The organism is Variovorax ginsengisoli, assembly GCF_030486595.1.
In the GTDB taxonomy this organism is placed as follows: Bacteria; Pseudomonadota; Gammaproteobacteria; order Burkholderiales; family Burkholderiaceae_C; genus Variovorax; species Variovorax ginsengisoli_B.
Window position 1 is genome coordinate 99325 of sequence record NZ_JAUJZH010000002.1, and the last position, 26055, is coordinate 125379.

A 26055-nucleotide genomic window follows, 5' to 3' on the forward strand; every position below is an offset into this window, starting at 1 on the left:
CACGATGCGCCAACGCGGCTTTTCACTGATCGAAATCGTCGTCACCATCGCGGTGCTGGCGCTGATCCTGTTCGCGGCCCTGCCGAGCCTGGGCACATGGCTCGACAACACCCGGATCCGGAACGTGGCCGACTCTTTGCAGAACGGACTTCAAGTGGCTCGTGGCGAAGCGGTTCGCCGAAATGAGAGCGTTTCGTTCTGGCTGGTCAGCCTGGAGGATCCGTCGGTACTGGCGAACGACTGCACACTTTCCGCGAGCAGCGGCTCCTGGGTCGTAAGCGTGTACTCGCCGCTCAAGCACTGCGGTGATCCGCCTTCGACCATATCCTCGCCCAAGCTTGTCACCGGCCGGGCCGTCGGCGACGGCGGCGGCCACGTCGGCGTCGCGGCGGTGCAATCCGACCTCAGCACAGGAGGCGTCAGCGTGACGTTCAACGGCTTCGGGCGCATCGTCAACTCGGATTACATCCGCCAGATCGATGTGACCGGATCTCGTTCCGGCGTGAGCTACAGAGACCTGCGCATTGCCATCACGCCCGCCGGGCAAGTGCGCATGTGCGATCCCAAGGTCTCCGACAGCAACGATCCACGCAAGTGCTGACCCCGACAAACGACATGAAATCCCCCGGAACCCCTTCCCGCGCCACGCGCCGCGCGAACTCCAGAAAGCCCCAAAGCGGCATCGCGCTGATCGAAGTGCTGGTGGCGCTGCTGATCTTCATGTTGGGCGTGCTCGGCCTGGTCGGCCTGCAGACTTCGATGACGCGCGTGCAGACCGAGGCCAAGGTGCGTGCGGATGCGGTCAATCTCGCCAACGACCTGATCGGCCGGATGTGGACGGATCTCAACAATCTCTCCGCCTACAACGGAAGCGGTTGCGCTTCGCAGACTCGCTGCCGCGAGTGGCAGGACAAGGTCGCCGGCGCGCTGCCGGTGGGACAAGGCGCGGTGGCCTTCGATGCCACCTCCGGCAACGTGACCGTGACGATCACCTGGACGACGCCTAGCGGCGAATCGCACAAGTACGTCACCAGCACCACCGTCTCGAAGGCATCGACATAGCATGAAGTCCCTTCGCACTTCCACCAGGCCCGCCCAGCGCGGATTCACATTGGTCGAACTCATGGTCGGCCTGGTGCTGGGGATGCTGACCGTGCTGGTCATCACGCAGGTTCTGTCGACCGCGGAAGGGACGAAGCGTTCGATCACCATGGGCAGCGATGCACAGGTCAATGGGGCGCTGTCGCTGTTCACGCTTCAACGCGAGATCCAGCAAGCCGGGTATGGCGCCACCCAGATCCCGGAGGCTATGGGTTGCCAGATCAAGGGCAAGCGCGAAGGCGCGGCGGCATTCAGCCTCACATTGGCGCCGGTCGTCATCGCGAATGGCGGCGCGACACCCGACAACGACGCACCCGACACGATCACGGTGCTGCAGGCCCGCACCTCCGGCGTGTCGACACCGATGCTGCTGACCGGCAACCACTCGCCCACCGACACGTCCTACGCCGTGGCGTCGTCGTTCGGCGCAGTGGTCAACAACATGATGATTGCGGTGCCCAAGGTGCAGGGCGCCGGGACTTGGTGCACCCTGTTCAACGTGACGAACGATGCGTCAGCGCCCCTGCTGAGCCTCGGCCCCACCCGCATACCCAACGCAACGGGCACCGCCGGTCCGTGGAATCACAGCGAGGTCTACCCCGCCGCGGGCTATGCGCTTGGCGACTCGCTCCTGAACATGGGCTCCCTGGTCTCGCGCACCTATTCCATCAGCAATGCACACAGCCTCGCGGTCGCCGAACTCTCCGCCACCAGTGGCATCGTTGGCGCCGCGCAGGAACTCTATCCGCAAATCGTCAACCTGCAGGCCTTCTACGGCAAGGACACCAACAGCGACGGCGTCGTCGACCTATACGACGCCACCACACCCTTGACGAACGACGGCTGGAAGCAGGTGCTGGCCATTCGCATCGCCGTCGTGGCGCGCAGCAACCAGTTCGAAAAGGAAGAAGTCACCACCAGCGCGCCGCTCTGGGACGTCGGCAGCACGGCGACGTTCAACGACGTCACCACCGCCACCTGCGGCAGCAGCAAGTGCATCTCTCTCAAGGTCGACCAGATCGATCAGTGGAAGCACTACCGCTACAAGATCTTCGACACCATCGTGCCGCTGCGCAATGTGCTCTGGAATTCCTAGATGACTCCCATGACCCAGCGACCGCCATCGTTTCGCCGCATCGTTCGCGTACGCGCCCAGCGCGGCGTGTCGCTGCTGTTCGCGCTTCTCACCCTGGTTGCGCTGATGCTTTCGGCCCTCGCCCTGGTTCGATCCGTCGACACCAGTTCGCTGATGCTCGGGAACGTCGGCTTCAAACAGGATGCCACAGCGGCTGCGGATCAGGCGACACGTGAGGTGATCACCTGGCTCAGCGCCAATAAGTTCAACCTGAATTCGAACGTCCCCACGAAGGGCTACTTCGCCAGCAACCAGGAATTCGAAGACGACGGCACCACGGTCAAGCCACCGCTGGATGTCACCGGGCGCCAGCTCGAGGGAACGGCCGATCGCCAGTTGATCGACTGGGACGGAAACAATTGCCAGGGCGTGATTTCCGGCACCTACACCGGCTGCACAATCAATCCCATCGCAGGCACCGACGTCGGTGGCAACAAGGTCAGCTACGTCGTGCTGCGCCTTTGCTCGAAGGCCGGCGACTACACCACGGATTCGACCATCAACTGCGCCAAGTACTTCGGTGCGGGAAGCTCGACCACCCAGGACCACGGCGACCTCAACTACACCACGCGGCCCGAATTGCGTGCAGCGGCGTCCCCCTACTACCGCATCCTGGTGCGCGTATCCGGTGCTCGCAACACCACGAGCTTCACCGAAACCATCGTGCACTTCTGACCAGAAACGCAACAAGACGCCACTGGACGAGGAATCTTCCCATGAACATGCCACCCATTCGATCCCGCTCGCGACGAGGCGAAGGCCTCGTTGCCCGCGTCCTCTCTCTGCTGCCGATCATCGCGGCAATGATCATCGCGGTGCCGCTGTCGACGGCGAAGGCGGACACCGACATCTCGAATCAACCTCTCGCCACCCGTCCCAGCGTCTCGGCGAAGCCCAACCTGCTGTTCATCCTGGACGACTCGGGCTCCATGAACCTGAGCTACATGCCCGATGATCTCGGAGCGACCGGATCCAGTGATAGCCCCAACTCCACCTGGCGCGGCTATCGCTCGGCACAGTGCAACGGGCTGGCGTTCGACCCGACACTCGAGTACCCGCCTCCCCTCATGGCGGATGGCGTCACCACCTATGCCAATGCCTCGTTCACCGCCGCGCCTTTCGACGGCTATGTCGTGGGGTCGCCGCCGACCGATCTTTCGAACAGCGTCTATTACAACTACAAGGGGACCCAGCCCCGGATGGGTTGGGTGTACACCAGCGCCGGCCCCGTCAACAACACCTTCCTGCAGGAGTGCAAGACCAGCACCACCAGCTCCACCGCGGCCAACGCGCTGTTCGAGCCGGTCACGGTGACGAGCACTTCGGCCGAGGCCCAGAAATACGCCAACTGGTACTCCTACTACCGCAAGCGCTACTTGCTGATGCGCACGTCGATGGGACGCGCCATTTCGAAGCTGGACGCGAGCTACCGGGTCGGCTTTTCCAGGATCAACAAGGACACGGTGACGAACGGCGACGACTTCCGGGACGTGAAGGATTTCAACACGCAGCAGAAGATCGACTTCTACGGCAGCCTCTATGGTGCGACGCCCAGCGGAAATACGCCGCTGCGCAAGGCGCTTTCGAAAGCCGGGCGTTACTTCGCCAACAAGGTATCGGGCCAGGCCTACGACCCGGTCCAGTACTCTTGCCAGCGAAACTTCGCCCTGCTCTCGACCGACGGCTACTGGAACAGCAGCTACGGCGTCGACCTGGCGGGCAACAACGTCGGCCAGCAGGACGGTGCCGAGGCCCGGCCCATGCGCGATGGAAGCGCGGTCGTCGACACCACCGTGGTGACGCATACCGCGTCGGCCACGCGGAATTCGACCGTTACAACCACAAAGTCACGCACGGCCACACGCGAAACCGTGACGGTCGCTTCCACCGCCGGCACCGGCTCGTGCAACAACAACCGCTATTTGGTCCGAACCGAGACGCAAACACGCAGTGACACGGAGACCTCGACGGCCACGACGCCTCAAACCGGGACGGCGACCTATACGACGACCACCATCATGACGGACGGTGTTCTCACCTCCGGGCCGACCGACGGGAGCGTCACCACCTCGAACTGGATCAACGTTCCGCCGACGACGACGACAGGCCCCACGGCAGTGATCGGCGCGTGGTCGACCCCTGTAGTAACAACAGCCTGCCAGAGAAACGCAGGAGACGGAAAAGCTGTGACCACGGACACCGTCCCGAACTTCGGCAATACCGTGAATGCGACGACCTACTCTACGCTCACGATAGGCGCTTACACCACCAGCGCCCCCGTCACGACCACAACGACCCCCGGCGGCACGCCCAACACGCTCGCCGACGTCGCCCAGTACTACTACGCGACCGACCTTCGCACCAGCACGCTGGGCAATTGCACGGCCAGCAATGGCGAGAACGTCTGCGTCAACACGGTGCCTTCGACCGACAGCGATCCGGCCAACTGGCAGCACATGAACACCTACACGATCGGTCTGGGTGTCAGCGGCACGATCCAGTACGACCGGAACTACTTGACCCAGACCGTGGGTGCCTTCGCCGACATCAAGAGCGGCGCCGCCAACTGGCCGCAACCCGAAGGCTACAACTCCACCGGCAGCGGCGGCGACGCCACCAACGTCGACGATCTGTGGCACGCCGCCGTGAACGGGCGCGGCCGCTACTACTCGGCGTTGAACGCCAGCGACCTCTCGGCGGCCATCAGCGGCGTGGTGGAGTCGCTGACACCCGTGACGGGCGCATCGGCCGCGGCGGCGACGAGTTCGGTCGATCTGGTGTCGGGTGATGACAACCAGATCTATCGGGCCAGCTACACCACGCGGGAGTGGACCGGAGACCTGCAGGCCTACGCCTTCAACGGCACCTCAGGGGTCATCGCATCGACGTATACCTGGTCCGCTCAGCAAAAACTTGACGCAGCCACCCCATCGGGTCGCACGATCTATTTCAATGGGACCGGCGGGCTCCAGGCGTTCACTTACGACAACCTCAGCGCTGACCAGAAGACCTATTTCAGCGGCTTCTGCTCCAAGCCCGGGATGTGCACCGACGTGACCGCCGCGGCTGAAGTCACGCTGGCCAATTCGGGCACGAACCTGGTCAACTATCTGCGCGGCGAGAAGACCTACGACACGACCTCGACCATCGCGAAGCTCTATCGCGGCCGCGCCCATGTGCTGGGCGACGTGATCAATGGCGCTCCCGTACGGGTCGGCAAGCCGCCATTCACCTATGCGGACGCCGGCTACGCGGACTTCGTGACGACCAACGCCAACCGGTCGCCAGTCGTGTACGTCGCGGCAAACGACGGCATGCTCCATGCAATCTCGGCAGCCACGGATGGCACTGGGGGCCAGGAACTCTGGGCCTTCGTCCCGACGGCCGTGATGCCCAAGCTGTATAAGCTCGCCGACAAGAACTACTCCGTCAACCACCAGTACTTCGTCGACGGGCCGCCCATCATGGCGGACATCAAGGTCGGCAGCACCTGGAAGACCATCATGGTCGGCGGCCTTGGCGGCGGCGGCGGCTCCTACTATGCGCTGGACATCACGGTTCCCAACCGGCCTGTGCTGCTTTGGGAGTTCACCAACGCCAATCTGGGTCTGACCTACGGAAATCCGGTGATCGGCAAGCGCGCCGATGGAACTTGGGTGGTCGCATTCGCCTCGGGCTACAACAACTCCGGCGGCGATGGCCAGGGCCATCTGTATGTGCTGAATGCCAACAGCGGTGAGGTCCTGCTCGATATGGCCACCGGAGTCGGCACCAGTGCAAGCCCGAGCGGGTTGACCAAGATCAACGCGTGGGTCACGGGCCGCACGAACAACACCATCGAGCGCATCTATGGCGGCGACCTGGAAGGCAATCTGTGGCGCTTCGACATCGACAACATGGTGTTGCCCCACCAGGCGGCTGTTCGACTGGCGAAGTTCCAGATCGACGCCTCCACGCCCCAGCCGATCACGACCAAGCCGGAATTGGTGGAGATCTCCAACAAGCCGGTGATCATCGTCGGTACGGGGCGGTATCTGGGCGTCACCGACATCGACAACACGAGCCAGCAGAGCATCTACGCCGTCAAAGATCCAATGACCGCGACGGGCTGGGGTGACGTGCGAGCCGATACGACCAATTTCGTGCAGCAGACGATCACGCTCAGCGGCTCGACCGCAAGCATTACGGACCTGCCGGTCGATTGGACAACGAAGGCCGGTTGGTGGGTGGACTTCAAGCATTCGCGCGAACGCGTGACGACCAACATGGCGTTGCTCTCGGACACGCTCATGGTCGGTACGGCCATTCCGAGCGGAGATGCCTGTACGTCGGGCGGGTCGTCGTGGTTCTACAGCCTGGACGCGGCCAACGGTGGTGTTGTCAACACCAATTCTGTAGGAGAGCAATGGAGCGCCACATCGCTCATCGCCGGCCAGACCTTGGTGCGAGACGCCCGCGGCAATATCCGCAATCTCGTGCAGAACACGGACGGCACGATCACGCAGAAGGAGATCTCCGGATCCACCTCGGGTCTCGGGAGTGCGCGTCGCACCTCCTGGCGTGAATTGATGGATTGAGATGCTTGCCAGCGCTACGGTCCTGCCCACGGAGGGGCAGGATCTTTCGCTCAGAAGGCGGACCGACATGCGGGACGCGCTGCTGCTGTGCGTAGGCGTTTCCCTGGCGATTCACCTCTTCGCGTTGTCGCTTCGAGTGCCCATGCACCGCGCAGGCCAGCCGTCTCCAACGCGCGTCGCGGCTCCCGAACCATTGCGCGCCCGCCTGATTCAAGGCCGCGCAGAGGATCGGCTCGCCCTCGCAGCCGAACAGGCCGATGCGGCACCCAGGGCGGCGACGACCCCAGCCGACTCATCGGCCGGGCCCAACTCAGAGCCCGCTTCGCGCCGTGTGAGCAGGAATTCCGAACCTTGGTCAGCAGAGCCCACCGCTTCTGCGCAGCCACGACTGGAGGCGCCGGCCACATCCAAGGATTCCGCTGCCGCCCCGCTGAACAGCATTCGGGATGAATACCTGCCCCGGTCGCAACTGACCGTCGCGCCAGTCGCACAGACGCCCGCCATCCTGCTTCCGCCGCTGGGGCAAGACGATGCCACTCGACGCACCGGCGTGCTTTCGCTTTTCATTGACGCAGAAGGTCGCGTACGACGGGTCGAAGCCCACGAGCCCCTGATGCCCGAACCCTTCGAGCAGGCCGCACGGGAAGCATTCATGGGGGTTCGGTTCTCTCCCGGTGAACGGGATGGGCAAGCAGTGAAATCCAGGATACGAGTGGAGGTTGTGTTCGACGGGGCATCGCTGGCGACTCCGTAGATGTGAGACGCGAACACTACCGACTGGTTGCGCCAAGATCTATCGCGCATTCGACTTTGCTTTCAGTGCCTTGCGCGCCGCCTTTCGCAGGACCTTTTGCAGCGATTCGCAGGCGGCATCGACGTCTTGCATCCGGCGCTCGAACTCCGCATTGACCGCCGCCACGAGGGCGCCCAGTTCGGTCGGCGTGGCGCTGAATTCGTCATGCTCGCACAGGTGAAAGGGGCGGATGAAACGCTCGATGCAGACGCTGGCACGGTACACGTCTTTCAGGTCGCCCAATCGGTCGCCGATGTCGATGGAGCGGCTTTGGGCGGGCGTGGCGGGGAAAGTGCGCGGGTGCGCGAGAGGGTTTTGCCATGATGGCCTCCAAGCGGTGCGGTTTGCTACAACCGCCGCCCCCAACGCCAATTGGTGGCGGCGACTCGAACAGGTTGGCGTACAGGGCACCGCTTGCGCGAACCGGCGAGCCTTGCGGCTCCCCGTCCGAGCCGCCAAAAAATGGAGGCACGAACGACAAAGCCGCAGACCCTCTGCGGTAAAGACTGCGGCTTATGTCGCAGCGGTGCTTTGGGACGCCAATCCCGATCACGCCTCTTTTTGACGTGACGGCCGCAGTACAGCGACGAGGCTTGGCCGATGCAGCGGGCTCAGGCGCGCACGACGTTGGACGCCCGCTCCAGATAGACACCCCGCGTATCGACGATCAGCTTGGCGTTCGCCTGGATCATCGGGTAGTCGAACACATCATGATTCGTTGCCACCAACACCACGTCGAAGGAGGCCACGGACTCGGGCGTGAGGTCAACGCTCGCGAGGTCGAAGTGATGCTCGCGCATGGTCGGGAACACGGGCACCCACGGGTCCGCGTAAGCCACGATCGCACCGCGTGCCTCGAGCAATTCCATGAGCACGACGGCCGGCGACTCGCGCATGTCGTCGACGTTCTTCTTGTAGGCGATGCCGAGGACCAGGATGCGGCTGCCCTTCACGGCGCGTTCGCGTTCGTTGAGCGCGTCATTCACCTTCTGGACCACCCACTGCGGCATGTCGCTGTTGACCTGGCCCGCGAGTTCGATGAAGCGGGTGTTGACGCCGTACTCTCGCGCCTTCCAGCTCAGGTAGAAAGGGTCGATCGGGATGCAATGGCCACCGAGGCCCGGGCCTGGGTAGTAGGGGACGAAGCCGAAGGGCTTGGTTGCAGCGGCGCGGATGACCTCGTAGATGTCGATGCCCATGCGATCGGCGATGATCTTCATTTCGTTGACGAGTCCGATATTCACCGCACGATGAATGTTCTCGAGCAGCTTTGTCATTTCCGCGGCTCGCGTGGAGCTCACGGGGACGACCTTGTCGATCACGCGGCTGTAGAGCGCCACGCCGGCAGCCAAGCATGCCGGTGTGGAACCGCCAATGACCTTGGGGATGGTCTGGGTCCTGAAATGTGGATTGCCCGGGTCTTCGCGCTCGGGCGAGAAGACGAGAAAGATGTCCTCCCCGACCTTGAAGCCGCGCGATTCGATGCGCGGCCGCAGTTCCTCTTCCGTGGTGCCGGGGTACGTCGTGCTTTCGAGCGAGATCAATTGGCCAGCCCGAAGATGGGGCACCAGCGCTTCCGTAGTGCCGATCACGAAGCGCATATCGGGTTCACGATGTGCGTTGAGCGGTGTCGGAACACATATGATCAGCGCGTCGACTTCGCTCGCACGAGAGAAGTCAGCGGTCGCTGAGAACCCCAGACTGCATCCATGCTGCACCGCCGCGTCGCCAATGTGCTTGATGTAGCTTCGGCCTTCGCCGATGGCACGAATCTTCGACTCGTCGACGTCAAAGCCCAAGACGCGGATGCCGGTTTCGGCAAAGCGCAGCGCGAGGGGCAGCCCGACATAGCCCAACCCGATCACGCCCACAGCGCGCACATTGGCCTGCTTCAAATCAATACTCCTTGGGAATTACCCGTTTGATGAAACACCCTGGCAATGAACCTTTGACAGTGGCGAATCGTACACCGCGGATTCTCCTTGTTACACGCAATCTGCCGCCACTGGTCGGCGGCATGGAGCGGCTCAATTGGCACATCGCGCAAGAGCTTTCGCGCTACGCGCAGGTGCGTGTGCTTGGGCCGAAAGGAAGCGCGTCGCTGGCTCCGGAAGGGGTCGCGATCGACGAGGCCACCAGCGTGAAGATGGGGCCGTTCCTGCTCCAGGCCTTCTTCAGGTGTTTGCGGATCGCGCGGCGCTGGCGCCCCGACATCATCATGGCCGGCAGCGGCCTGACAGCCCCCATCGCCGTGATCGTGGCCAAGCTCTGCGGCGCCAGGGCGGTTGTATATGCACACGGGCTCGACCTGACGGTCGACCATGCGGTCTACAGGCACGTGTGGCTGCCTTTGATCGCGCGGGCGGACACGGTCATCGTCAACAGTTCGGCGACGCGCGAACTGGCCCTCCGCGCGGGTGTTCGGGGCGACCGGATCCGGATCGTCCATCCCGGCGTCGAGTTGCCCGCCATCTCGGAACCGGGCGACCTGCAGGATCTGGCGGAGTTCAGGCGCAAGCACGATCTCGGACCTGGGAAGCTGCTCATCTCCGTGGGCCGACTGACGCCGAGAAAAGGCATTCTGGAATTCGTGCGGGACGTGCTGCCGGGCATCGTCGCGCACGTGCCGCAGTGCACCCTCGTCATCGTCGGCGACGCACCGGTTCACGCCCTGGCCGCGGCAAGCCAGAGCGTCGAAAGCATCCAGGCCGTCGCGCGCGAGGCGCGCGTGGGGGTGAACATCCGCTTCCTCGGCAAGATCACCGACGATGAACTGTCGATGGTCTACAGGATCGCGAACCTGCATGTCTTCCCCGTCCAACTGCGGCCCAACGACCCGGAGGGCTTCGGCATGGTCGCCATCGAGGCGGCTGCACGCGGCGTCGCCACCGTCGCTTACCGGGTGGGCGGCGTGCCGGATGCGGTGGCCGAGGATCGGTCGGGCCGTCTGATTGAACCGGGAGACTCCCCGGCCTTCGCCGCGGCGACCATCGCACTGCTCGATCATCCGCTGTCGTCAGAGGACACCAAGGCCTTTGCGCGCCGCTTTGCGTGGGATCGAATCGGAAGGCAGCTGGCTGCTGCCATCGGGCTGGATGTTCCTATCGAAGACCGTGCATCCTCGCCATGGGTGAACGAAGAAAAGCTCGTGCCCTAGCGGGGCGCCTTGGCCGTGCAAAGATGGTAGACCTGATACTGCCATTCGAGCGGCCAGATCGCGAGGGCGGCCGCTTGCGCGGCGCGAATGGGCACATGGCGCCAACCTCTAGAAGAAATCCATGACCACGACAGCACGTGCAGGTCGCGCCACCGACGCTCGACATGAAGGCCGCAGCGTTCGAACAGCGCCGCCCAATTGCTCAAGCTGTGCATCACTTCCTTCGCGGCGACCTGATGCGTTCCACCGTAGAAGCCGAGGCGACGTGTCAGAAAGTCGTCATTGGGGACCAGAATCACGAACCTGGCATTCGGCTTTCCGACGCGGACCATCTCCTTAATCGCGGCTTCCTGGTCAACGAAATGCTCGAGCGATCCCAGACACGTCACCACGTCAAAGGACGCGTCCTCGAAGGGCAGCTTCTCGGCGGGCTGCGCGAAGAAGGTGCCCTCGGGCATGGCCTGCCTGCATGCACCGATCGCGCGCTCTGACAGGTCGATGCCCGACGGTTTCGCCCCATGCTTGCTGCAGACCGAGAGCCAAAGACCCAGACCGCAAGCGACATCCAGAACGCGGTCGTTCGAGGCGATGCCGATGCGCACAGCAAGTCTTTCGTAGTGCGGTGACGAGGATTCGTCCCGGCTCACATCCTTGTAGTAGACCGTGTTGTAGAACGTTCGAATGTTCTCGATCTCCGCATTCTTCTCTTGCATTTCTATTTTTGCCTCTTGGATTGGGGTCAAGCTTCCGCTGCATCAATTAGAAGACTTCGCGCCTCCGCGTGACGCCCTCGACTCAAGCACTGAGATATATCCTGACACGACGTTTGGCTGCAAACGCGCCTAGCGGGCTCATGACTGCCAGTCGCCTACAGAATCGCGAACCTTCACGTATTCCCCGTTCAACTTTGGCCCAACGACTCGGGGGTTTCGGCATGGTCGGTTTCTTTATGCCACCTACATCGGGTCCGCGACAGTCGTCGTCACCGACGTCACTCGGCGTCCTGTCTCCTTTGCTTGCAGCACTCGCTGATACAGATCCAGATAGGCGTTGGCAGCAGTGACCGGTCCGAAACGTTCGACGGCACGCTGGCGCCCCGCCTGCCCCATCGTGATAGCTACGTCGGGGCGCTCCACAAGCCGCATGCAAGCATCCGCGACAGATTGCACATCTTCAACGGTACAAAGCTGCCCGGTCACGTTGTGCTTCACTACATCTCGAATGCCTGTTACGTCGAATGCGACGACGGGCCGGCCGCAAGCCATTGCTTCGAGCGCCGTGTAGCCAAAGCCCTCGTGTCGACTCAGGCAGACAGTGACGGCACTCTCTTGATAGAGCCTGACTAGTTCGGCCTCCGAGAGTCTGGGCCAGACTTTGACGTTTCTGCCCAACCGCTCAAGTCCCGAAGATTGAGCCCGTCGGCCTGCAACGATGTGCAGTTCGACTGATGGATCAAGTCGCTGGTGCAGCGCCTGCAAGAGGTCCGCCCCTTTGCGAGAAGACATATTGCCCACCCAGAGCACACGACGCGAAGCGCTAGTCGAAACCGGCAAAGGGCAATACTGCTCTGTATCAAGCCAGTTCTCAATGACGCGAATTCGACCTCCTAGTTGAAATTCCCTGTCAATTTCAGCAACGGCGGAATCCGAAACTCCGGTGATAGCGTCTGCGCATGCGAACGACCTCTTCTCGAATGAGCCGATCCAGTAGTTGTGGTATAGCGCCTGCAGCGGCCCCTTCCAGCTTGGGTATCCTGTCCTTCTCACGCAGTGGTGTGCCGTGACCACAAGAGGCACACCATGCCCTCCAAAGGCGAAAGCGCTCCAGCTATTGGCGTGAATCAGGTCTGTGCCCTCAGGAGGTTGCACGTTCCGGAGCCGCCAAGGCATGAATTCATGCTTCAGTCTGAACCAGGAGACTTCGACCTTGCAACCAGCGGTCGAAAGCAGGTCGGCCAAACGCTCGACAAAGACATCGCTTCCACTGTCGGATCGAATGCATGGCAACCAGATTTTCATGTTTTCCTCCGGGACGCCGCAGCACGTTGCAACGCTCTTGCCGTCACCACAGCGGCATCGTTCCAGCTGGTCGCCTGGTGAGGTGGCGGGGGCGCCATATCCAGCGCCTTCAACAGACCCTCGGCGATCTCCGAAGCACTCGTGCCGACGAACACTCCCGAGGGGCCAGCCGCTTCTCGCAGTTCGGGAATATCCGTGGCAACCACCCGGGTTCCGAGCGCGGCGGCCTCTGCGGCGGGCATCCCGAAGCCTTCATATATGGACGGCTGCGCGAGCACGTCAGCATGAGCGAACAACGCCGACATTCGCTCATCTGGAACGTACCCAAGTTCGCGCAGCCACTCAGGTCGTGTGGCTTGGGTGTTGGAGTTCACTCCCCAGCCAGCCGCCCCTGCCAACACCAGAACCTGTCGGGGCAATTTGCCCTGCGCCTTGAGCATTGCGAAGGCCTCGATCAGATTGGCTAAGTTCTTTCTCGGCTCTCGCGTGGCGACTGACAATACGTAAGGTTCGCTGACCGGGGCCAGCCCTTCGGGCGTGCCCATTCGAGCCCATTGGGACCCCGGACGAGCGATGCCATCAGACGCCCGTCCGATCGCTTTCTCAAGTCGCATGGCGGTTCCACTGGAGATGCTCACCACTTGGTTCGCCCGCATCACATCCTTGGCCAACCACCTCATATGTGCAAATCGGTTTACCGGCGTCATCGTCTCCGGAACGATTTGATGGTTGAGGTCGTACACGGTCGACACATATGGGATGCGAGCATGCGGCGCGAGCGTCGACGCGGCCCAGAAGACGTCGAGCGAATCATGCCGAATCAGCGCCCCGAGTCGCGCTTTGACCCAGAGCGAACTGGGAATCCGGCGCCCGATCGCGTAAGGGTCGGACTTCAGCAGCCAACGCCTCGATGGAAGTGGAACTTCCAGCGGACGTCGCGAGTAGAGGACCCATTCCGCATCCGGGAGCTGCTGAGGCATGCAATGCAGAATCTCGAAGATGTAGCGGCCAATGCCGGTAAGCTTGCCATCGAGGGAGCGAGCGTCAACGCCAATTCTCATGTCTGTGGTCGCCATGGCTGAGGTTCATGATCTGCACCTGCGACTTCAGCCCCGGCGGAGCCGACGGAAGTCCGCGTGATGACGACGAGCATCACCATCGTCATGGCGATATGCGTTGCACAGGTCGCTACCACGGCGCCCCGCCAGTCGATCAGTGCAACCAATGCAATGCAAAGTGCAACGCTCAGAATCGCCCCGCCGCTTTCGACGGCTGCTGCCTGGCGTTCGCGACCTGTGGTGGCGGCGATGCTTCTAACGGTGATCCAGCACGCCGAAGTCAGAGGCAAAAGGCACAGCCATCTCGCAATCTCTTTGACACCCTCGAACTGCGGTCCGAATATCCACGGAAGGAAAGGCGCAACTCCAAGCATCGCAACACTGGCAAGCAGGGACAGCGCGATCACTCCGAGCCAGCGGGCCCAAAGCACACGAACAGCATGAACGGCGCCTGATTGACCATGCTCAAACATCGCTCGCGTGCTCCACTCGATCAACGAGACAATCGGCAGCAGCAAGACGTCGACGATTCGATAAGCAAGCGAGTACTCGCCTGCAATACCCATCGACGACATCCTCGCAAGGATGACCTTGTCTACATCTGAGTGGACTCTGCTTGCGGCCGCCGCGGCAGCAAAAGCCACGCCTGAAGCGTGCTTCGCAGACGCCGCCCCATCGTCCTTCTTGCTTCTCCTTGATCGGAAGGACAGAACGAACCCACAAGCGGCAAGGATCAATCCGCTTGCAAAGACCACGTATGCCCAATGTGTCAAGGTGACCGGACTTTTAGTGAGAAGCACAGTTCCCCCGAGCATCGTGAGGCGCAGCGAAGGCAGTGCGCAGACCGCGCCGGCCATGGCCGCGTACCGCGAGCGCCCTTGAAAGGAACGCGCGATCAAGTCGGCTGTGGGAGCCCCGAGCAACTCCCCTGAAACCAGCAACACGACTGTCAACGGCGAAATCCGTTCATTGATTGTGAACCACGCAGCAAGAACTGCCACCGCAATCAGTGGCAGCAGCGAAAGAGCGATCCGGCGATGCATTCGAGCGAAACTGGATCGCCAGCGATAGGGCTCGATGGCGCAGTCTCTCAAATGCAGGGCAGGAGCGCCTAGGCCAGCCCACGTCGCAAAGAATCCAGCCACCCCCGCGATGGCGACGCTTGCGCCGAAGTCAAGCCGGCCGAGGACGCGCGCCGCCACCACTGTGAGCGCAGCTTGCAGCACCGCCCTGCAAGCCAGGCCGAATAGAACGACGAGATAGGACCGAGGGATCCACTTCCTCTGTCTCATCGCTGAGTCAACCTCGACCCGTCCATTTTGATCCTCAACCCTCGCAGATCGGCAAGGAGGTCACGACGGTGCTGCCTGTGCACGCATGAGTGGGAGCTTTCAGGTTCGCTTCGGGTTCAAGAATCGGAATTCTGATTGCCGTACATCAAAGCCGTGATCTGCTCCGAGATCAACCCGATCAGGAAAACAATGACCGCAGCGCTGAACAGCAGAACACTCATGTTTGTGAAGCGGTGCTGCGTCAGAAAGGTGTAGAGGTAGTAACCCACGCCGGTACAAAAAAAGCCGGCCGCGATCGGCGCGAAAAGTTTCAAGGGCGAGTACAGAGTGCCGATCTTGAAGATGATGAGCAGGAAGCGCACACCGTCCCGCATGATCTTCACATGGCTTGAAGTTCCCTTGATGCGCTGCTGCACATCGATAGGCTCATACGCCACGGAATAGCCTGCCCGGAAAAAAGCCATCGTACAGGTCGTCGGATAGGAAAAGCCATTGGGAAGCAAATGCAGGAATTCCTTGAAGCGCTTGCGGCGCACGACCCTGAAACCCGAGGTGAGATCCTTGACCGGATGACCGACCATCCATGTCGCCAAGCGGTTGTAGAAAGCGTTGGCCAGACCTCTGTGGCGACTGGCTTGCCCCCCCGCACTGCGAGCCCCGACCACCATTTCGTAGCCCTCGCCCAACCTGGCAAGCAGTCGTTCGATGTCCTCGGCGCGGTGCTGCCCGTCGCCATCCATGAACACGATCCACTCCCGACTCGCCGAGCGTGCCCCCGCTTTGATAGCGGCCCCGTTTCCGGACCCGTAAGGGCGATGCACCACTTGGACGCCCAAACCCCGAGCGAACGCGACCGTCTGGTCGGTGGACCCGTCGTCAGACACGATGATCTCAGCACCCGGCAGCTTGGCAAGCAGTTCCGGCAACAGTCGAGCAAGGCCTTCGGCCTCGTTGCGCGCGGGGATCACGACGCTCAGCTCGTGCAGCCCAGGAATTCCACGGGAGGCTACCGGCTTCGGTCCACTGGCTGCGGCAGCTGTGCGCGACATGGTCTCGGATGGGTTCAGCATTTGTTGGCTTGTTTCACTGATTGGCGGCAACCTGCCGGATGCTCTTGCGCTCTTCGTCGATCTGTCGTCCATGAACGTGCTTGCGATCCAGCTTCTCGGCCTCGTCCAGCTGGCCCAGCGCATCTCCGAATTGACCTTGCATGGCCAGCGCTTGGGCATACATGAGCCTGCTGGCCGCCGAATCGTCGGCATCGATGGCCTTGTGAATCAGCAAGGTGCCCTTGGGCAAATCATTGTATTTGTTGATGTAGTACTGGGCGAGCAGCTTGTTCACCTCGCCGCGATCCCTGTTCGAGATGCGGGGATTTCTCAGCGCAGCTTCCAGCAGTTCCAAGGCTTGCGCGTCCGGCAAGCGGCATTTGCCATCGATCTGGCAAGTCACGAAGGATCTCAGGGCCGCGGTATTGATGTTGCGATAGGGCCAGTGCTCGAACGCATATTTGGCTTTCTCGAATACGCTGGGCGCCGGGTCCAGATTCCGAAAATATGCCAGGTGAATTCTTGCGAGATAGGGCAGAACACCCGGCAAATAGCCGTTGGCCGCCTGCAGCAGCGCCTCATCCGCGAGTTCGCCGAAGCGCGCCTCTCCGGTGCTATCCAACAGGGCCATGTAGACACGCGCGAGTTCATAGGTCGCTCGGGGTGAGGCCGGATGGTTGGCGGCCTCCAGCGCCGCCCAGTCCACATGATTGGACCATTGCAAGGCGCGCACACCAGTCACGAAGCAGAGCAGCGCCAGATAGGCACAGAAGAGCGCCACACAAAGACGCCTCACCTCAGGCTTCGTTATACGTCGCAGGTACAAAGGGACCAGCAAGAACAGGCCGAAGGTGGCGAAATAGTTCCGATGCTCGTGCACCAGCTCGAGCGGAAAGATCGTGGATTCCATCGCGTGGGCGATCAGAAACCACCCCAGCGCAAACCACAACTCGGGTGCCTTGCGCCTGAAAAGCCAGGCCGATATGCAGATCACGGCAAGCCCCGCGACCGACAAGGCGGTGCTGACCGGGCTCCAAAGCGAGCTTGAGACCTCAAAATCGTCGTGATAAAGGGAGAGTTCGGCATTCCGCGGCAAAACAACCATCCGCAGGTAGTAGAACAGCACGCGACTTTCGGTCAGCGCCCGCTCGGTCAGCGTGAAATCCCGGTTGTTAAATGCGCCCGGCCCGAGCATCGCCGGAAGTTTGAACACGGCGATATAGATGGCACCGACGCAGACCAGCATCGTGGTGAATCGCTGGAGATCGAACGAGAGAAGATGCAGCGGGCGACCCCGATACATGAAGCCGAAAATGCTGTATTCGATCCACAGCAGCAGCGGCGCGAACAGCAATCCGCTTTCCTTGGTCAGGGCCGACAGCAGTACCAGCACGGCGATCGAGAAGCCCGCAAGTACGGCCTTCCAAACTGGATGCGACACGTCCTGCCGTTGCCAGGTCATCGCGCGAAAGCGCACGAAGATCAGCAACCCGACGAGCCCGAACAAGGCCGACAGACTCGTCATGCGCTGGACCACGTACAACACGCTGGTCAGATTGATCGGGTGCAGTGCCCACAGCGCTGCAACCATCCAGCCCGCCCATTTGTCGATGGTCGACGTCGTCGTCTTAGGCCATCGGCGCTGGACGAATGCGTCGTAGAGCGCCTGGGCGGTCGCACCGATCAGCAGCACATTAGCAAGGTGAATCAGTACATTGACGAGCTTGAAAGCGTAGGGCCCCCCCCCCCCGAAATACAAGTTCAGCGCGAAGGTCAGGAGCGCGACCGGCCGTCCCAGCGGGCCCGCATCTCCGGACCACGCCGCCGCCCAGAGCTCCCGCCAGTTAAGACTGCTGATGCGCAGGCGGTCGTTGCCTAGGATGTTGACATCGTCGTCGAAGACGAAACCGCCGTGCAACCCGGGCGCGTAGCAGGCAAAGGTCACGGCGAGCAAGACAACCCAGGGGAGCCACGCCAAGCCCGCTTTCGAGCCGGCAGCCTCTTTGGGCAGGACGGACGGGGGGGAGGAGAACATGCGACGGATCAACCAGAGGGACAAAAGAAAAAAGGCACTTTACGTGCCTTTTTCTCGTTGATGCTAGACGGGGATTAGCGGCATTCCGAAGGCATGTACTTGGCGGGCATGGCGGTTGCCCCCGCAGCGCACTTCCAGCCGACACTGCCCGCGTTCGCGCTCGAAGGAGTCAGGGTGATCTGCGCATTGTTTTGCACCAAACTGCCATAGGTGATCGTGATCGCACCCCCTGCGCCGACTGCGACGCCGGTTACAGCGTTGCCCTTGATCGATGCGGCGGGCGGGAGACCTGCAGAAGCGTTGGTTGTGGGCCAAGCACCCTTCGAAGCAAAATATTCACCCACACCCGCCTTGGCGGCCGAAGCCAGACCCAGACCTTCCGAAACGCGAGCACGCTTTGTGTAGTCCTGATACGCCGGCAGCGCCACAGCAGCCAAAATACCGATGATCGCCACAACGATCATCAATTCGATCAGGGTGAAGCCCTTTTGCACGTTGCGTGCGATGTTCCGACGGTTCATTCATTCACTCCAGTTAGTTGTAGAGCCCGAGGCGGGCCCCCGGTGCGGACATGTAACCGCAGCATCCGTGCCACCCCCGATTTCGCGCGTGCGCGCCGCTTTTCACGTGCAGTTGTTCACGTTCTAGTTACAACATGTGACGAAAACTGTTGCCGAAGTCTGACGCCGGGTGACATTTTTGTCACTCCCTGCCAACCCTCGTCACACCGGCGCCCCCCGCCCCGCCCCACCCCCCGCCCGCTCCACCCGCATCCACGCCCGAGCCCCATCCCACACGGCCGTCATGCGCTCCAGCAACTCCCCCGGCACCGCCGGATGCGGTGCCGCAAGCGCAGCGCTCATCGCCTCGCAGCTGTGCTCGATCACCGCGCCCGGATGATGCACGCCGCAGACATCGCGCCCAAAGGCCTCGAGTTCGGCCCGGTTCGGGTAGCTGCGGGCCGGGGACTTGTCGCCGCTGCGGCCACCCCGCCGCCACTTGAGCGCCAGGGTGTGGTCGACGGTCTCGATGCCGCCCGGCCGCTCGTAGGGATAGAGCACCGTGGTCACCTGGTCGTACACCGGGCTGGGCCAGACCCGGTCGTCGTCGTACAGCACGGCAAAGTTCTTGAGGTGGGCGTCGCCGTTGCGCAGCAGCACCGTCAGCACCAGCAGCTTGAAGAACTGGTGCAAGGCCGGCGCCGGTTCGCTGCACACCAGGCGCAGGGCCGCCGCCACGTCTTCGTAGCTCCCGATGTACTTGCGGCTTGAAAGGCGCTCCCGCACACGCAGCTGCATGACGGCCGCGATGTCCTCGAACCCGAGGCGGCTGCCGTCGGGCAGGATATCGAAGCGGTCGAGTACCAGCAGCTTGCCGTCGGCCGAGAGATCGGCGCGCGGCACCGGCAGGCCGGCGTGGCGCGCGGCTTCCAGGCACAGCCATTCGTTGGCGCTCAGGCCGGGGTAGCGCGGCCCCTCGGCCTTGACGATGACGTTGGGGCCGGGCACCACCGCCTTGTCGGCCACCGGCACCATGATCTTGGGCTGGACGCCGGCCAGGCCGGTGCCCGGGCCCATGAAGGCGTCGACCAGTTCCTCGAACAAGGCTTCGCTGCGCCCGCCGGCGAGCAGGTCGTCGCGCGAGACCAGGCCGGCGGCCCCTACGCCCAGCGGCGTTTCGCCGGGCAGCTGATAGGCAACGCGGCCGATGGCGCCGGCGCCCATCAGGGCCAGCAGGTGCATCTTGGTGACCTGGAACTTGCCGAAGCGCGCCAGGATGCGCTCGAACAGGTAGCCCTCGGGAAGGTTCATGTCGAGGGCGGCAAAGAGATCGCCGTCCTGGAACACGCGGTCCGCGATCGGCAGGCCCAGGCCGACCTGGTGCTGCGCCTCCGCTTCATAGACCAGCGAATAGATCGACCGCTTGGCGAGCAGCGCCTGCGGCCGGCCATGAACGGCCAACTGCAGGTCGCGCAGTTTTTCGGGCAGCGCCGTCATGTCAGGTCTCGTCGGGCTCCTGCAGGTGCGCGAAGGCCTTCGCCAGGTCCGCCGCGCGCAGCGGCCCGGGCTCGCGCGGGTCCAGGCTCAGCGCCAGGCCGAGCGGCGCGAGCATGGCGAGCAGCGAGGCCAGGGAGATGTCCTTTCCGGCCTCGAGCCGGTAGACCGGCATGCGCGACAGGCCGGCGCGCTCGCCCAACGCGGTCTGGGAGAGCTTCTTGCGGCGGCGCGCGCTGCGAATGATGGCGCCGACCTCGGACAACGAAGAGATCGGCGTGGCGATTTTGCTATCCATGCGTTGCATTATTCCAGTGCAGAGACAAAATGCAACGCATGAATAGCAAATTAGGTCTGCAGCACCTCATCCGCCTGCAGCCACCGAATGTCCCACCCCGCATCGCCGCCAGCGCGCATGCGCGAGCCATGCGTGATGCCGTCGATCTGGCTCATGATCTCTTCCGTCTCGGCCGGCTTTGTGTGCGTGATGTAGATCGGATAGCTGCGCCCAGGCGCGATCTGGGCCAGTTCGTCCGCCAGGGTCGCCGGCGACAGGTGCAGGCTGCGCCGCGCCAATGCCTGTTCGCGGTTGCTGAAGGCGGTCTCGATGACCAGCATCGCGACGTCGAGCTGGTTTACGCGGGTCCAGAAGGGCGCATTGCGTTCGGTGTCGCCACTGAACACCCAGTGCGGCCCGCCCTGCGCGCAGCGCACCGCGAATCCGCAGGCCGGCACCGTATGGACCGCCGGCAGCACCTCGATGTGCTTCAAGGCCCGGGTGCCCAGCTCCAGTTCCTGGCCGATCACCAGATCGTGGAAGGTCACGAACGGCGCCTCCCGGCTCGGGATGCTGGCGAAATCGGGCCAGATGACGTTGTTGAATACATGCGCGCGCAGCGCCTCGATGGTGGCGCGCAAGGCATGAACGCGCAGCGGCCGGGTGCGACGGCTGGCGATGGCATCGATCATCAAAGGCAGGGCGGCGACATGATCGAGGTGCGAATGCGTCAGCAACACGTCGTCAATCTTCGCCATCTCGTCGAGCGTGAGGTCGCCCACGCCCGTGCCGGCGTCGACCAGCAGGTCGCAATCGACCAGGAAGGAGGTCGTGCGGCAGTCCTTGGCGATGGCGCCGGAGCACCCCAACACACGCACCTGCATTTCGCGAGACCTTTTGACTTTCCAGCCCGTAGGCCGCTACTTCGAATCGAACCGGGTTGCGCCGTCCCATTCGGGATCATTGGGCTGCAACGACATCGAGGCTAAACGTTGTGCATACAGCTGGTAAAGGACTTTTTTGGCATCCGCGGCAACGAGGGCCGACAGCATAGCCTGTCCTTGTAACCAATCCTGCAGGCGATAGGCGGAAAGCACTCCATCCCACTGTTGCAGCTCTTTTCGGACTTCGGGGCTCACGCTGCCGGACCGCCCGATGGGCGTGAAGATGCGCACCCTCCGCGCCTTGCCCTGGACCTGGACCGTGTCGAGTTCCTGCCAGGTGAAGCCCGGCGCCGCGCGCCGGGTGGCCTCGGTGGCGATGATCTCGACGCCGTAGTGCACGCCCAGCCCCTCGATCCGCGACGCCAGGTTGACCGCATCGCCGACCACCGTGTAGCTGCGGCGCACGGCCGAGCCCATGTCGCCGACGCTCATCACGCCGGTGTTGATGCCGATGCCGACCTGGACCTCGGGCAGCCCGGACAGGCGCCGACGGCCGTTCAGTTCCCGCACCGCGGCGACCATCTCGATGGCCGCCTGCACGGCCAGCTCGGCATGATCGACGGTCTCGACCGGCGCCCCCCAGAAGGCCATCACGCAGTCGCCCATGTACTTGTCGACGGTGCCGCGGCGGGCGCTGATGATCTCGCTCAAGCGGCTGAAGAAGATGTTCAGGAAAGCCTGAAGCTCGGCCGGCGCCATCTGCTCGGCCATCCTGGTGAATCCGCGCATGTCGCAGAACATCACGGTGAGCTCGCGGTTTTCGGCCCGCATGCTGTAGCGGCCCGGATCGGCGCGCATCTCGTCCACCAGCTCCGGCGGCACAAAGGTGCCGAAGAGGCGGGCCAGGCCGCGGCTCGAGCGGCCCTCGATGAAATAGCCCCAGCTCATGTTGAGCACGAAAGACAGCGCGACCATCAGCAACGACAGCGCGAGCGGCAGCACCAGCCCGGCGCGCAGGAAGAGCCATGAGTTGACGCCGATCAGCACCACGCAGATCGACAGGGCCACGCCGATCGCACGCGCCGCGCCGCTCAGCGAGAGGCCGAAGGCCAGCGCCAGTCCGGCCGCGAGCAGCATCACGAGCTCGTAGCCCAGCGCGTAGTCCGGAACTGCCGGGAGCCTGGAATCCAGGAGTCCAGAGACGATGTTGGCGTGCACTTCGACACCCGGGAAGTCGGCGCCGACCGGTGTCGAGCGCAGGTCCTGCAAGCCCGGCGCGGTCGATCCGACGAGCACGATCTTGTCTTTCAGCTCTCCCGCGGCCAGGCCGCCGCGGAGCACCTCGGACGCCGACACATGGCGGAAGGACCCGCCGCGCGGCCCTCCTACGCCGCGAAACGGAACCAGCACGCTGGCGCTGGCGTCGACCGGAACGCGCAGCCGCGTGTCCCCGGTCGACAGCATCAGCGCCTCCAGCGGCGGCGGGGCGCTTCCCGGTCCGGCCGGGGCGAACGCCGGCGCCAGGTCGGTGTCGCCGACGGCCAGCCTGTACACCACCAGGGCCAGCGATTCGTAATACCCCGGCTGGGCGTTCTCGCCGTCGTAGCGCGCGATCAGCGGCACCGCCCGGATCACGCCGTCCACGCTGCCGTCGAGCACCACGTTCAGGAAGCCGCCGGCCGGCGCCGCCTCGGCCAGCTGCGGGATGCTGCCGACGAAGCCGTTCCAGCGCGTCGTGTAGTCGCGGCCCTCGGGGAAGGTGCCGGGCGGCAGGACCGGCGCCGGCAGAGCGCCCTTGGTCCGCGGGACCTGGGTCTGGGTGAAGTAGAAGCCGAGCGCCACCCGGCGGCCGGCCAGCGTCTTCGCGAAGGCGGCGTCGCGGTCGAGCGAGGGCGCGAGCTGCTCGATCTCCCGGGACAGCCCGGCCCGTTCCCGCAGCGGTCCTTGCGCGAGCTGGCGCAGGGCCTCGAGGCCCGAGCTCGCATCGGGCTCGACGAACAGCACGTCGAAGCCCAGCACCCGCGCCTGCTGCCGCTCCATGATCTCGGTCGTCAGCCGGGCGAGCTGGTCACGGCCCCAGGGCCATTGGCCGAGCGCCTGCAGGCTCGGGTCGTCGATGTCGACGATGACGATCCGCGGGTCAAGCGTGCCCGGCAGGGTGGCCCTCAGCCGCACGTCGTAGATGAAGCGGTCGAGCCGGTCGACGAAGGGAAGCTGCCAGGCGCCCAGCACATGCGCCAGGGCCAGCGCCACGGGCAGCAGCGTGATGGCGATGCGCGCGCCGTGCCGGCGCAGCAGGTTCATCCCGCCACCCGCGGTCGAAGACGGCGCGGCTGCTTCAGGGCGCGGTCAGCTGATGACGAACTGCATCCGCGTGCCGCCGAGCTCGAGCACGTCGCCGTCCTGCAGCGCCACGGCTTCGCTGCCGAGCGGCTCGCCGTTGAGCAGGGTCTCGCCGTCGATCGGCGCCACCACGTAGCCGTGCAGGCGACGCGTGACGGCGGCGACGGCCAGGCCGGGTTTGCCGATGGTGGTGACGACTTTCTGCAGCGACAGCTCGCGCCCCGCGGCCGAGCCCGAGAGCACCCGCATGACGGCCGCTCCGGCCGTGCCGCCGCCGAGCGGCGACTGCACCGTGGGCGCGGACGAGAGCGGAATCGGGCCCGAGGGTGCCGGGGGGGGGGGTCGGACCGGCAGCAGGCTCTCGGTCGCCGCGGCGGCGCCGGCCAGGAAACGGATCTTGTACTTGCCCACCTCGATGACGTCGTTCTGCTCCAGCGCCTGCTTCTTGATGGCGCGGCCGTTGACGTAGGTGCCGTTGGTGCTGTTGAGATCTTCCAGGTAGACATCGCCGCCGATCATGTGCAGCACGGCATGCTCGCCGCTGATCGCGAGATTGTCGACCACGATGTCGTTGTAGGGCCTGCGCCCCAGCGTGGTCCGGTCCTTGGCGAGCGTGACGTCCTTGATCACGACACCGTCGATCGACACGATCAATTTCGGCATGGCCGACTCCTGGATCTCGTTGTTTTGTTCACAGGGCCCTGGCAGCACAGTTTGAAGACCTTCTCTATCCAGTGGCACCAGGGGCCTGGGTCCCACCCGCCCGGGCCAGGACAACGGAAATGTTATCCCGGCCGCCATTGTCGTTCGCAGTTGCAACCAAAAGTGTTGCTTTCTCAGGCAAGCCGATATCTTGTAACAAAATCGTGAAAATCTGCGCGCTGGACACCATCTCGGACAGTCCGTCGGAGCACAACAGGAACAGGTCGCCCGGCATCACGCCGTGCTCGTGCATCTCGAGGTCGACGTGGCGCTCGATGCCGAGCGCCCGGGTGACGAGGTTGCGGTGCGGCGACACCACGGCCTGCTCGGGCGTGATGGCCCCGGCGTCGAGTTGCTCCTGGAGCAGCGAATGGTCGCGGGTCAGCAGTTCGAGCTGGTCGCCGCGCAGGCGGTAGCAGCGCGAATCGCCGATGTGCCCGACGATGGCGCGATGCGAGCCGAAGGCCGCCAGCACCAGCGTGGTCCCCATGCCCTGGAGCTGCACGTTCGCGATGCCGGCCTCGAGGATGGCCGCGTTGGCCTCGTCGGTGCCTGCCTGCAGGGCGCGCTTGATCGCCTTCGGATGCGCCTGTGGCCCGGCATGCGCGAGCCAGCGGCCGAAACTCGCCTGCAACAGCGCGATCGCCATGCCGCTGGCCACCTCGCCGCCGTTGTAGCCGCCCATGCCGTCGGCCAGCAGCACCAGCCCCAGCGAGGGTTCGAAGGCGATGGTGTCCTCGTTGTTGGCGCGCACCCGGCCCGGATCGGTCAGCGCGGCGAAATCCCACCTCAGGACGCCGGGGTCGTTGGAAACTGAAGTGCCGGGATTCGCCATGGATCAGGAGGTGGATGGACTGCGGCTTGTCAGGCTGCGGCGTGGGATCGCTTCTGCAGCCATTTTCCGACAGCGACGACAAACACCGCGCCGGCCGCGGCTGCCGCGTAATGCAGCCACGGATTGGCCGTAAGCATATCGTGCAGGATGGTGTCGCTCACGATGGTTTCGCCGGCCACCCAGCCGATCAGGGCGGCACCGAGCATGACGATGATCGGGAAGCGCTCCATCAGCTTGATCATCAGGGTACTGCCGAAGATCACCAGGGGGATGCTGATCGCCAGGCCGAGGATCAGCAGCACCATGCTGCCCTGCGCGGCCGCGGCGACCGCGATCACGTTGTCCAGGCTCATGACCAGGTCGGCCAGCAGGATGGTGCGGACCGCGGCCAGCATGCTGCCGTATTCCTTGTCTTCGCCATCGCCCTCCTCTTCGCCGCTGAGCAGCTGCGTGCCGATCCATAGCAGCAGCAGGCCGCCGATGATCTGCAGGTACGGCAAGGCCAGCAGCTTGGCCGCGACCACCGTCAGGATGATCCGCAGCACCACGGCGGCGCCGGAGCCGAACAGGACGGCGGTGCGCTGCTGCTGCGGCGGCAGCGAGCGGGCGGCCATCGCGATCACGACCGCGTTGTCGCCCGAGAGAATGATGTTGATCCAGACGATCTTGAGCAGACCGATCCAGAAGTCCGTGGTTTGAAGGAATTCCATGTCTCTTTATTCCACTGTTATTTGATTGAAAAAGCGCCCGCAACCTGGTTGCGGGCGCTTTTTCTCTTGTGTGGTTTGCGAGAAAGCGAGGCTTC

The 26055-nt window shown here is 63.6% G+C and carries 23 protein-coding genes; 7 read left to right on the forward strand and 16 right to left on the reverse strand.

All coding sequences use genetic code 11. From position 1 onward, the window contains the following. The first annotated feature begins 4 nt into the window (after positions 1–4). The 6 genes from QZH52_RS03050 (at position 5) to QZH52_RS38595 (ending at position 7567) form a co-directional block, all read left to right on the forward strand. Positions 5–601: a GspH/FimT family pseudopilin gene (locus tag QZH52_RS03050; RefSeq protein ID WP_301803574.1), complete on the forward strand. Its 597-nt coding sequence runs from the start codon at positions 5–7 to the stop codon at positions 599–601. A gap of 14 nt (positions 602–615) precedes the next feature. Continuing rightward, positions 616–1062, forward strand: a complete 447-nt coding sequence (gene pilV, locus QZH52_RS03055) for a type IV pilus modification protein PilV (protein WP_301803576.1) — start codon at positions 616–618, stop codon at positions 1060–1062. Position 1063: 1 nt separating this feature from the next. Beyond that, positions 1064–2197, forward strand: a complete 1134-nt coding sequence (locus QZH52_RS03060; RefSeq protein WP_301803579.1) for a PilW family protein — start codon at positions 1064–1066, stop codon at positions 2195–2197. Between the two features lie 66 nt (positions 2198–2263). Next, positions 2264–2911 (forward strand): pilus assembly protein PilX, encoded by a 648-nt coding sequence (locus QZH52_RS03065; protein WP_301803582.1) that lies wholly within the window; start codon positions 2264–2266, stop codon positions 2909–2911. 41 nt (positions 2912–2952) lie between these two features. After that, entirely contained in the window at positions 2953–6813 is a 3861-nt protein-coding gene (locus QZH52_RS03070; RefSeq protein ID WP_301803585.1) for a pilus assembly protein, read from the forward strand. Positions 6814–6955: 142 nt separating this feature from the next. Further along, a complete protein-coding gene (locus tag QZH52_RS38595; RefSeq protein ID WP_366919264.1) occupies positions 6956–7567 on the forward strand; it encodes an energy transducer TonB in 612 nt (203 codons plus the stop codon). 39 nt (positions 7568–7606) lie between these two features. Here QZH52_RS38595 and QZH52_RS03075 read toward each other — a convergent pair whose 3' ends face one another. Together QZH52_RS03075 and QZH52_RS03080 are read right to left on the reverse strand one after the other, a co-directional pair. Further along, a complete protein-coding gene (locus tag QZH52_RS03075) occupies positions 7607–7972 on the reverse strand; it encodes a hypothetical protein (protein WP_301803587.1) in 366 nt (121 codons plus the stop codon). A gap of 245 nt (positions 7973–8217) precedes the next feature. Next, the gene (locus QZH52_RS03080) at positions 8218–9501 is read right to left on the reverse strand and encodes a nucleotide sugar dehydrogenase (RefSeq protein ID WP_301803588.1); all 1284 of its coding nucleotides are present in this window, start codon (positions 9499–9501) and stop codon (positions 8218–8220) included. A gap of 122 nt (positions 9502–9623) precedes the next feature. Between QZH52_RS03080 and QZH52_RS03085 the strand changes: the two genes are divergently transcribed. Continuing rightward, entirely contained in the window at positions 9624–10763 is a 1140-nt protein-coding gene (locus tag QZH52_RS03085; protein ID WP_301803591.1) for a glycosyltransferase family 4 protein, read from the forward strand. Here the strand turns inward: QZH52_RS03085 and QZH52_RS03090 are convergent. From QZH52_RS03090 to QZH52_RS03155, 14 genes are all read right to left on the reverse strand, one after another. Beyond that, entirely contained in the window at positions 10760–11506 is a 747-nt protein-coding gene (locus tag QZH52_RS03090; RefSeq protein ID WP_301803594.1) for a class I SAM-dependent methyltransferase, read from the reverse strand. The two genes, QZH52_RS03085 and QZH52_RS03090, sit on opposite strands and share 4 nt — an antisense overlap. Positions 11507–11719: 213 nt before the next feature. Further along, complete coding sequence (locus QZH52_RS03095; protein WP_301803596.1) at positions 11720–12781, reverse strand: glycosyltransferase family 4 protein; 1062 nt, start codon at positions 12779–12781, stop codon at positions 11720–11722. After that, positions 12778–13857, reverse strand: a complete 1080-nt coding sequence (locus QZH52_RS03100) for a glycosyltransferase family 4 protein (protein WP_301803599.1) — start codon at positions 13855–13857, stop codon at positions 12778–12780. Before QZH52_RS03100 ends, QZH52_RS03095 begins: the two co-directional genes overlap by 4 nt. Further along, positions 13839–15065 carry a lipopolysaccharide biosynthesis protein gene (locus QZH52_RS03105; RefSeq protein ID WP_301803602.1) on the reverse strand — a complete coding sequence of 409 codons (1227 nt, stop codon included), beginning with the start codon at positions 15063–15065 and terminating at the stop codon, positions 13839–13841. Before QZH52_RS03105 ends, QZH52_RS03100 begins: the two co-directional genes overlap by 19 nt. A gap of 182 nt (positions 15066–15247) precedes the next feature. Then, positions 15248–16201, reverse strand: a complete 954-nt coding sequence (locus QZH52_RS03110; protein WP_301803604.1) for a glycosyltransferase family 2 protein — start codon at positions 16199–16201, stop codon at positions 15248–15250. A gap of 13 nt (positions 16202–16214) precedes the next feature. Continuing rightward, positions 16215–18215: a tetratricopeptide repeat protein gene (locus tag QZH52_RS03115; protein WP_301803607.1), complete on the reverse strand. Its 2001-nt coding sequence runs from the start codon at positions 18213–18215 to the stop codon at positions 16215–16217. A 74-nt stretch (positions 18216–18289) separates the two neighbouring features. Continuing rightward, the gene (locus tag QZH52_RS03120) at positions 18290–18736 is read right to left on the reverse strand and encodes a pilin (protein ID WP_301803610.1); all 447 of its coding nucleotides are present in this window, start codon (positions 18734–18736) and stop codon (positions 18290–18292) included. Between the two features lie 201 nt (positions 18737–18937). After that, positions 18938–20212, reverse strand: coding sequence for a type II toxin-antitoxin system HipA family toxin (locus tag QZH52_RS03125; RefSeq protein ID WP_301803614.1), 1275 nt, complete (start codon positions 20210–20212; stop codon positions 18938–18940). A gap of 1 nt (position 20213) precedes the next feature. Beyond that, the gene (locus QZH52_RS03130) at positions 20214–20507 is read right to left on the reverse strand and encodes a helix-turn-helix domain-containing protein (protein ID WP_301803616.1); all 294 of its coding nucleotides are present in this window, start codon (positions 20505–20507) and stop codon (positions 20214–20216) included. A 50-nt stretch (positions 20508–20557) separates the two neighbouring features. Continuing rightward, positions 20558–21370, reverse strand: coding sequence for an MBL fold metallo-hydrolase (locus QZH52_RS03135; protein ID WP_301803619.1), 813 nt, complete (start codon positions 21368–21370; stop codon positions 20558–20560). Positions 21371–21406: 36 nt separating this feature from the next. After that, the gene (locus tag QZH52_RS03140; RefSeq protein ID WP_301803625.1) at positions 21407–23674 is read right to left on the reverse strand and encodes a CHASE2 domain-containing protein; all 2268 of its coding nucleotides are present in this window, start codon (positions 23672–23674) and stop codon (positions 21407–21409) included. Positions 23675–23719: 45 nt separating this feature from the next. Next, on the reverse strand, positions 23720–24376 hold the full coding sequence (locus tag QZH52_RS03145; protein ID WP_301803629.1) for an FHA domain-containing protein: 657 nt from the start codon (positions 24374–24376) through the stop codon (positions 23720–23722). Between the two features lie 64 nt (positions 24377–24440). Further along, complete coding sequence (locus QZH52_RS03150) at positions 24441–25250, reverse strand: Stp1/IreP family PP2C-type Ser/Thr phosphatase (protein ID WP_301803632.1); 810 nt, start codon at positions 25248–25250, stop codon at positions 24441–24443. 29 nt (positions 25251–25279) lie between these two features. Next, entirely contained in the window at positions 25280–25960 is a 681-nt protein-coding gene (locus QZH52_RS03155) for a TerC family protein (protein WP_301803635.1), read from the reverse strand. Positions 25961–26055 lie beyond the last annotated feature (95 nt).

Coding starts and splice junctions, on each gene's coding strand:
- QZH52_RS03050 (WP_301803574.1), top strand. CDS start 5: ATGCGCCAACGCGGCTTTTCACTGATCGAAATCGTCGTCACCATCGCG.
- pilV (WP_301803576.1), top strand. CDS start 616: ATGAAATCCCCCGGAACCCCTTCCCGCGCCACGCGCCGCGCGAACTCC.
- QZH52_RS03060 (WP_301803579.1), top strand. CDS start 1,064: ATGAAGTCCCTTCGCACTTCCACCAGGCCCGCCCAGCGCGGATTCACA.
- QZH52_RS03070 (WP_301803585.1), top strand. CDS start 2,953: ATGAACATGCCACCCATTCGATCCCGCTCGCGACGAGGCGAAGGCCTC.
- QZH52_RS38595 (WP_366919264.1), top strand. CDS start 6,956: ATGCACCGCGCAGGCCAGCCGTCTCCAACGCGCGTCGCGGCTCCCGAA.
- QZH52_RS03085 (WP_301803591.1), top strand. CDS start 9,624: ATGGAGCGGCTCAATTGGCACATCGCGCAAGAGCTTTCGCGCTACGCG.
- QZH52_RS03095 (WP_301803596.1), bottom strand. CDS start 12,781: ATGAAAATCTGGTTGCCATGCATTCGATCCGACAGTGGAAGCGATGTC.
- QZH52_RS03100 (WP_301803599.1), bottom strand. CDS start 13,857: ATGGCGACCACAGACATGAGAATTGGCGTTGACGCTCGCTCCCTCGAT.
- QZH52_RS03110 (WP_301803604.1), bottom strand. CDS start 16,201: ATGCTGAACCCATCCGAGACCATGTCGCGCACAGCTGCCGCAGCCAGT.
- QZH52_RS03115 (WP_301803607.1), bottom strand. CDS start 18,215: ATGTTCTCCTCCCCCCCGTCCGTCCTGCCCAAAGAGGCTGCCGGCTCG.
- QZH52_RS03120 (WP_301803610.1), bottom strand. CDS start 18,736: ATGAACCGTCGGAACATCGCACGCAACGTGCAAAAGGGCTTCACCCTG.
- QZH52_RS03125 (WP_301803614.1), bottom strand. CDS start 20,212: ATGACGGCGCTGCCCGAAAAACTGCGCGACCTGCAGTTGGCCGTTCAT.
- QZH52_RS03130 (WP_301803616.1), bottom strand. CDS start 20,507: ATGGATAGCAAAATCGCCACGCCGATCTCTTCGTTGTCCGAGGTCGGC.
- QZH52_RS03135 (WP_301803619.1), bottom strand. CDS start 21,370: ATGCAGGTGCGTGTGTTGGGGTGCTCCGGCGCCATCGCCAAGGACTGC.
- QZH52_RS03140 (WP_301803625.1), bottom strand. CDS start 23,674: ATGAACCTGCTGCGCCGGCACGGCGCGCGCATCGCCATCACGCTGCTG.
- QZH52_RS03145 (WP_301803629.1), bottom strand. CDS start 24,376: ATGCCGAAATTGATCGTGTCGATCGACGGTGTCGTGATCAAGGACGTC.
- QZH52_RS03150 (WP_301803632.1), bottom strand. CDS start 25,250: ATGGCGAATCCCGGCACTTCAGTTTCCAACGACCCCGGCGTCCTGAGG.
- QZH52_RS03155 (WP_301803635.1), bottom strand. CDS start 25,960: ATGGAATTCCTTCAAACCACGGACTTCTGGATCGGTCTGCTCAAGATC.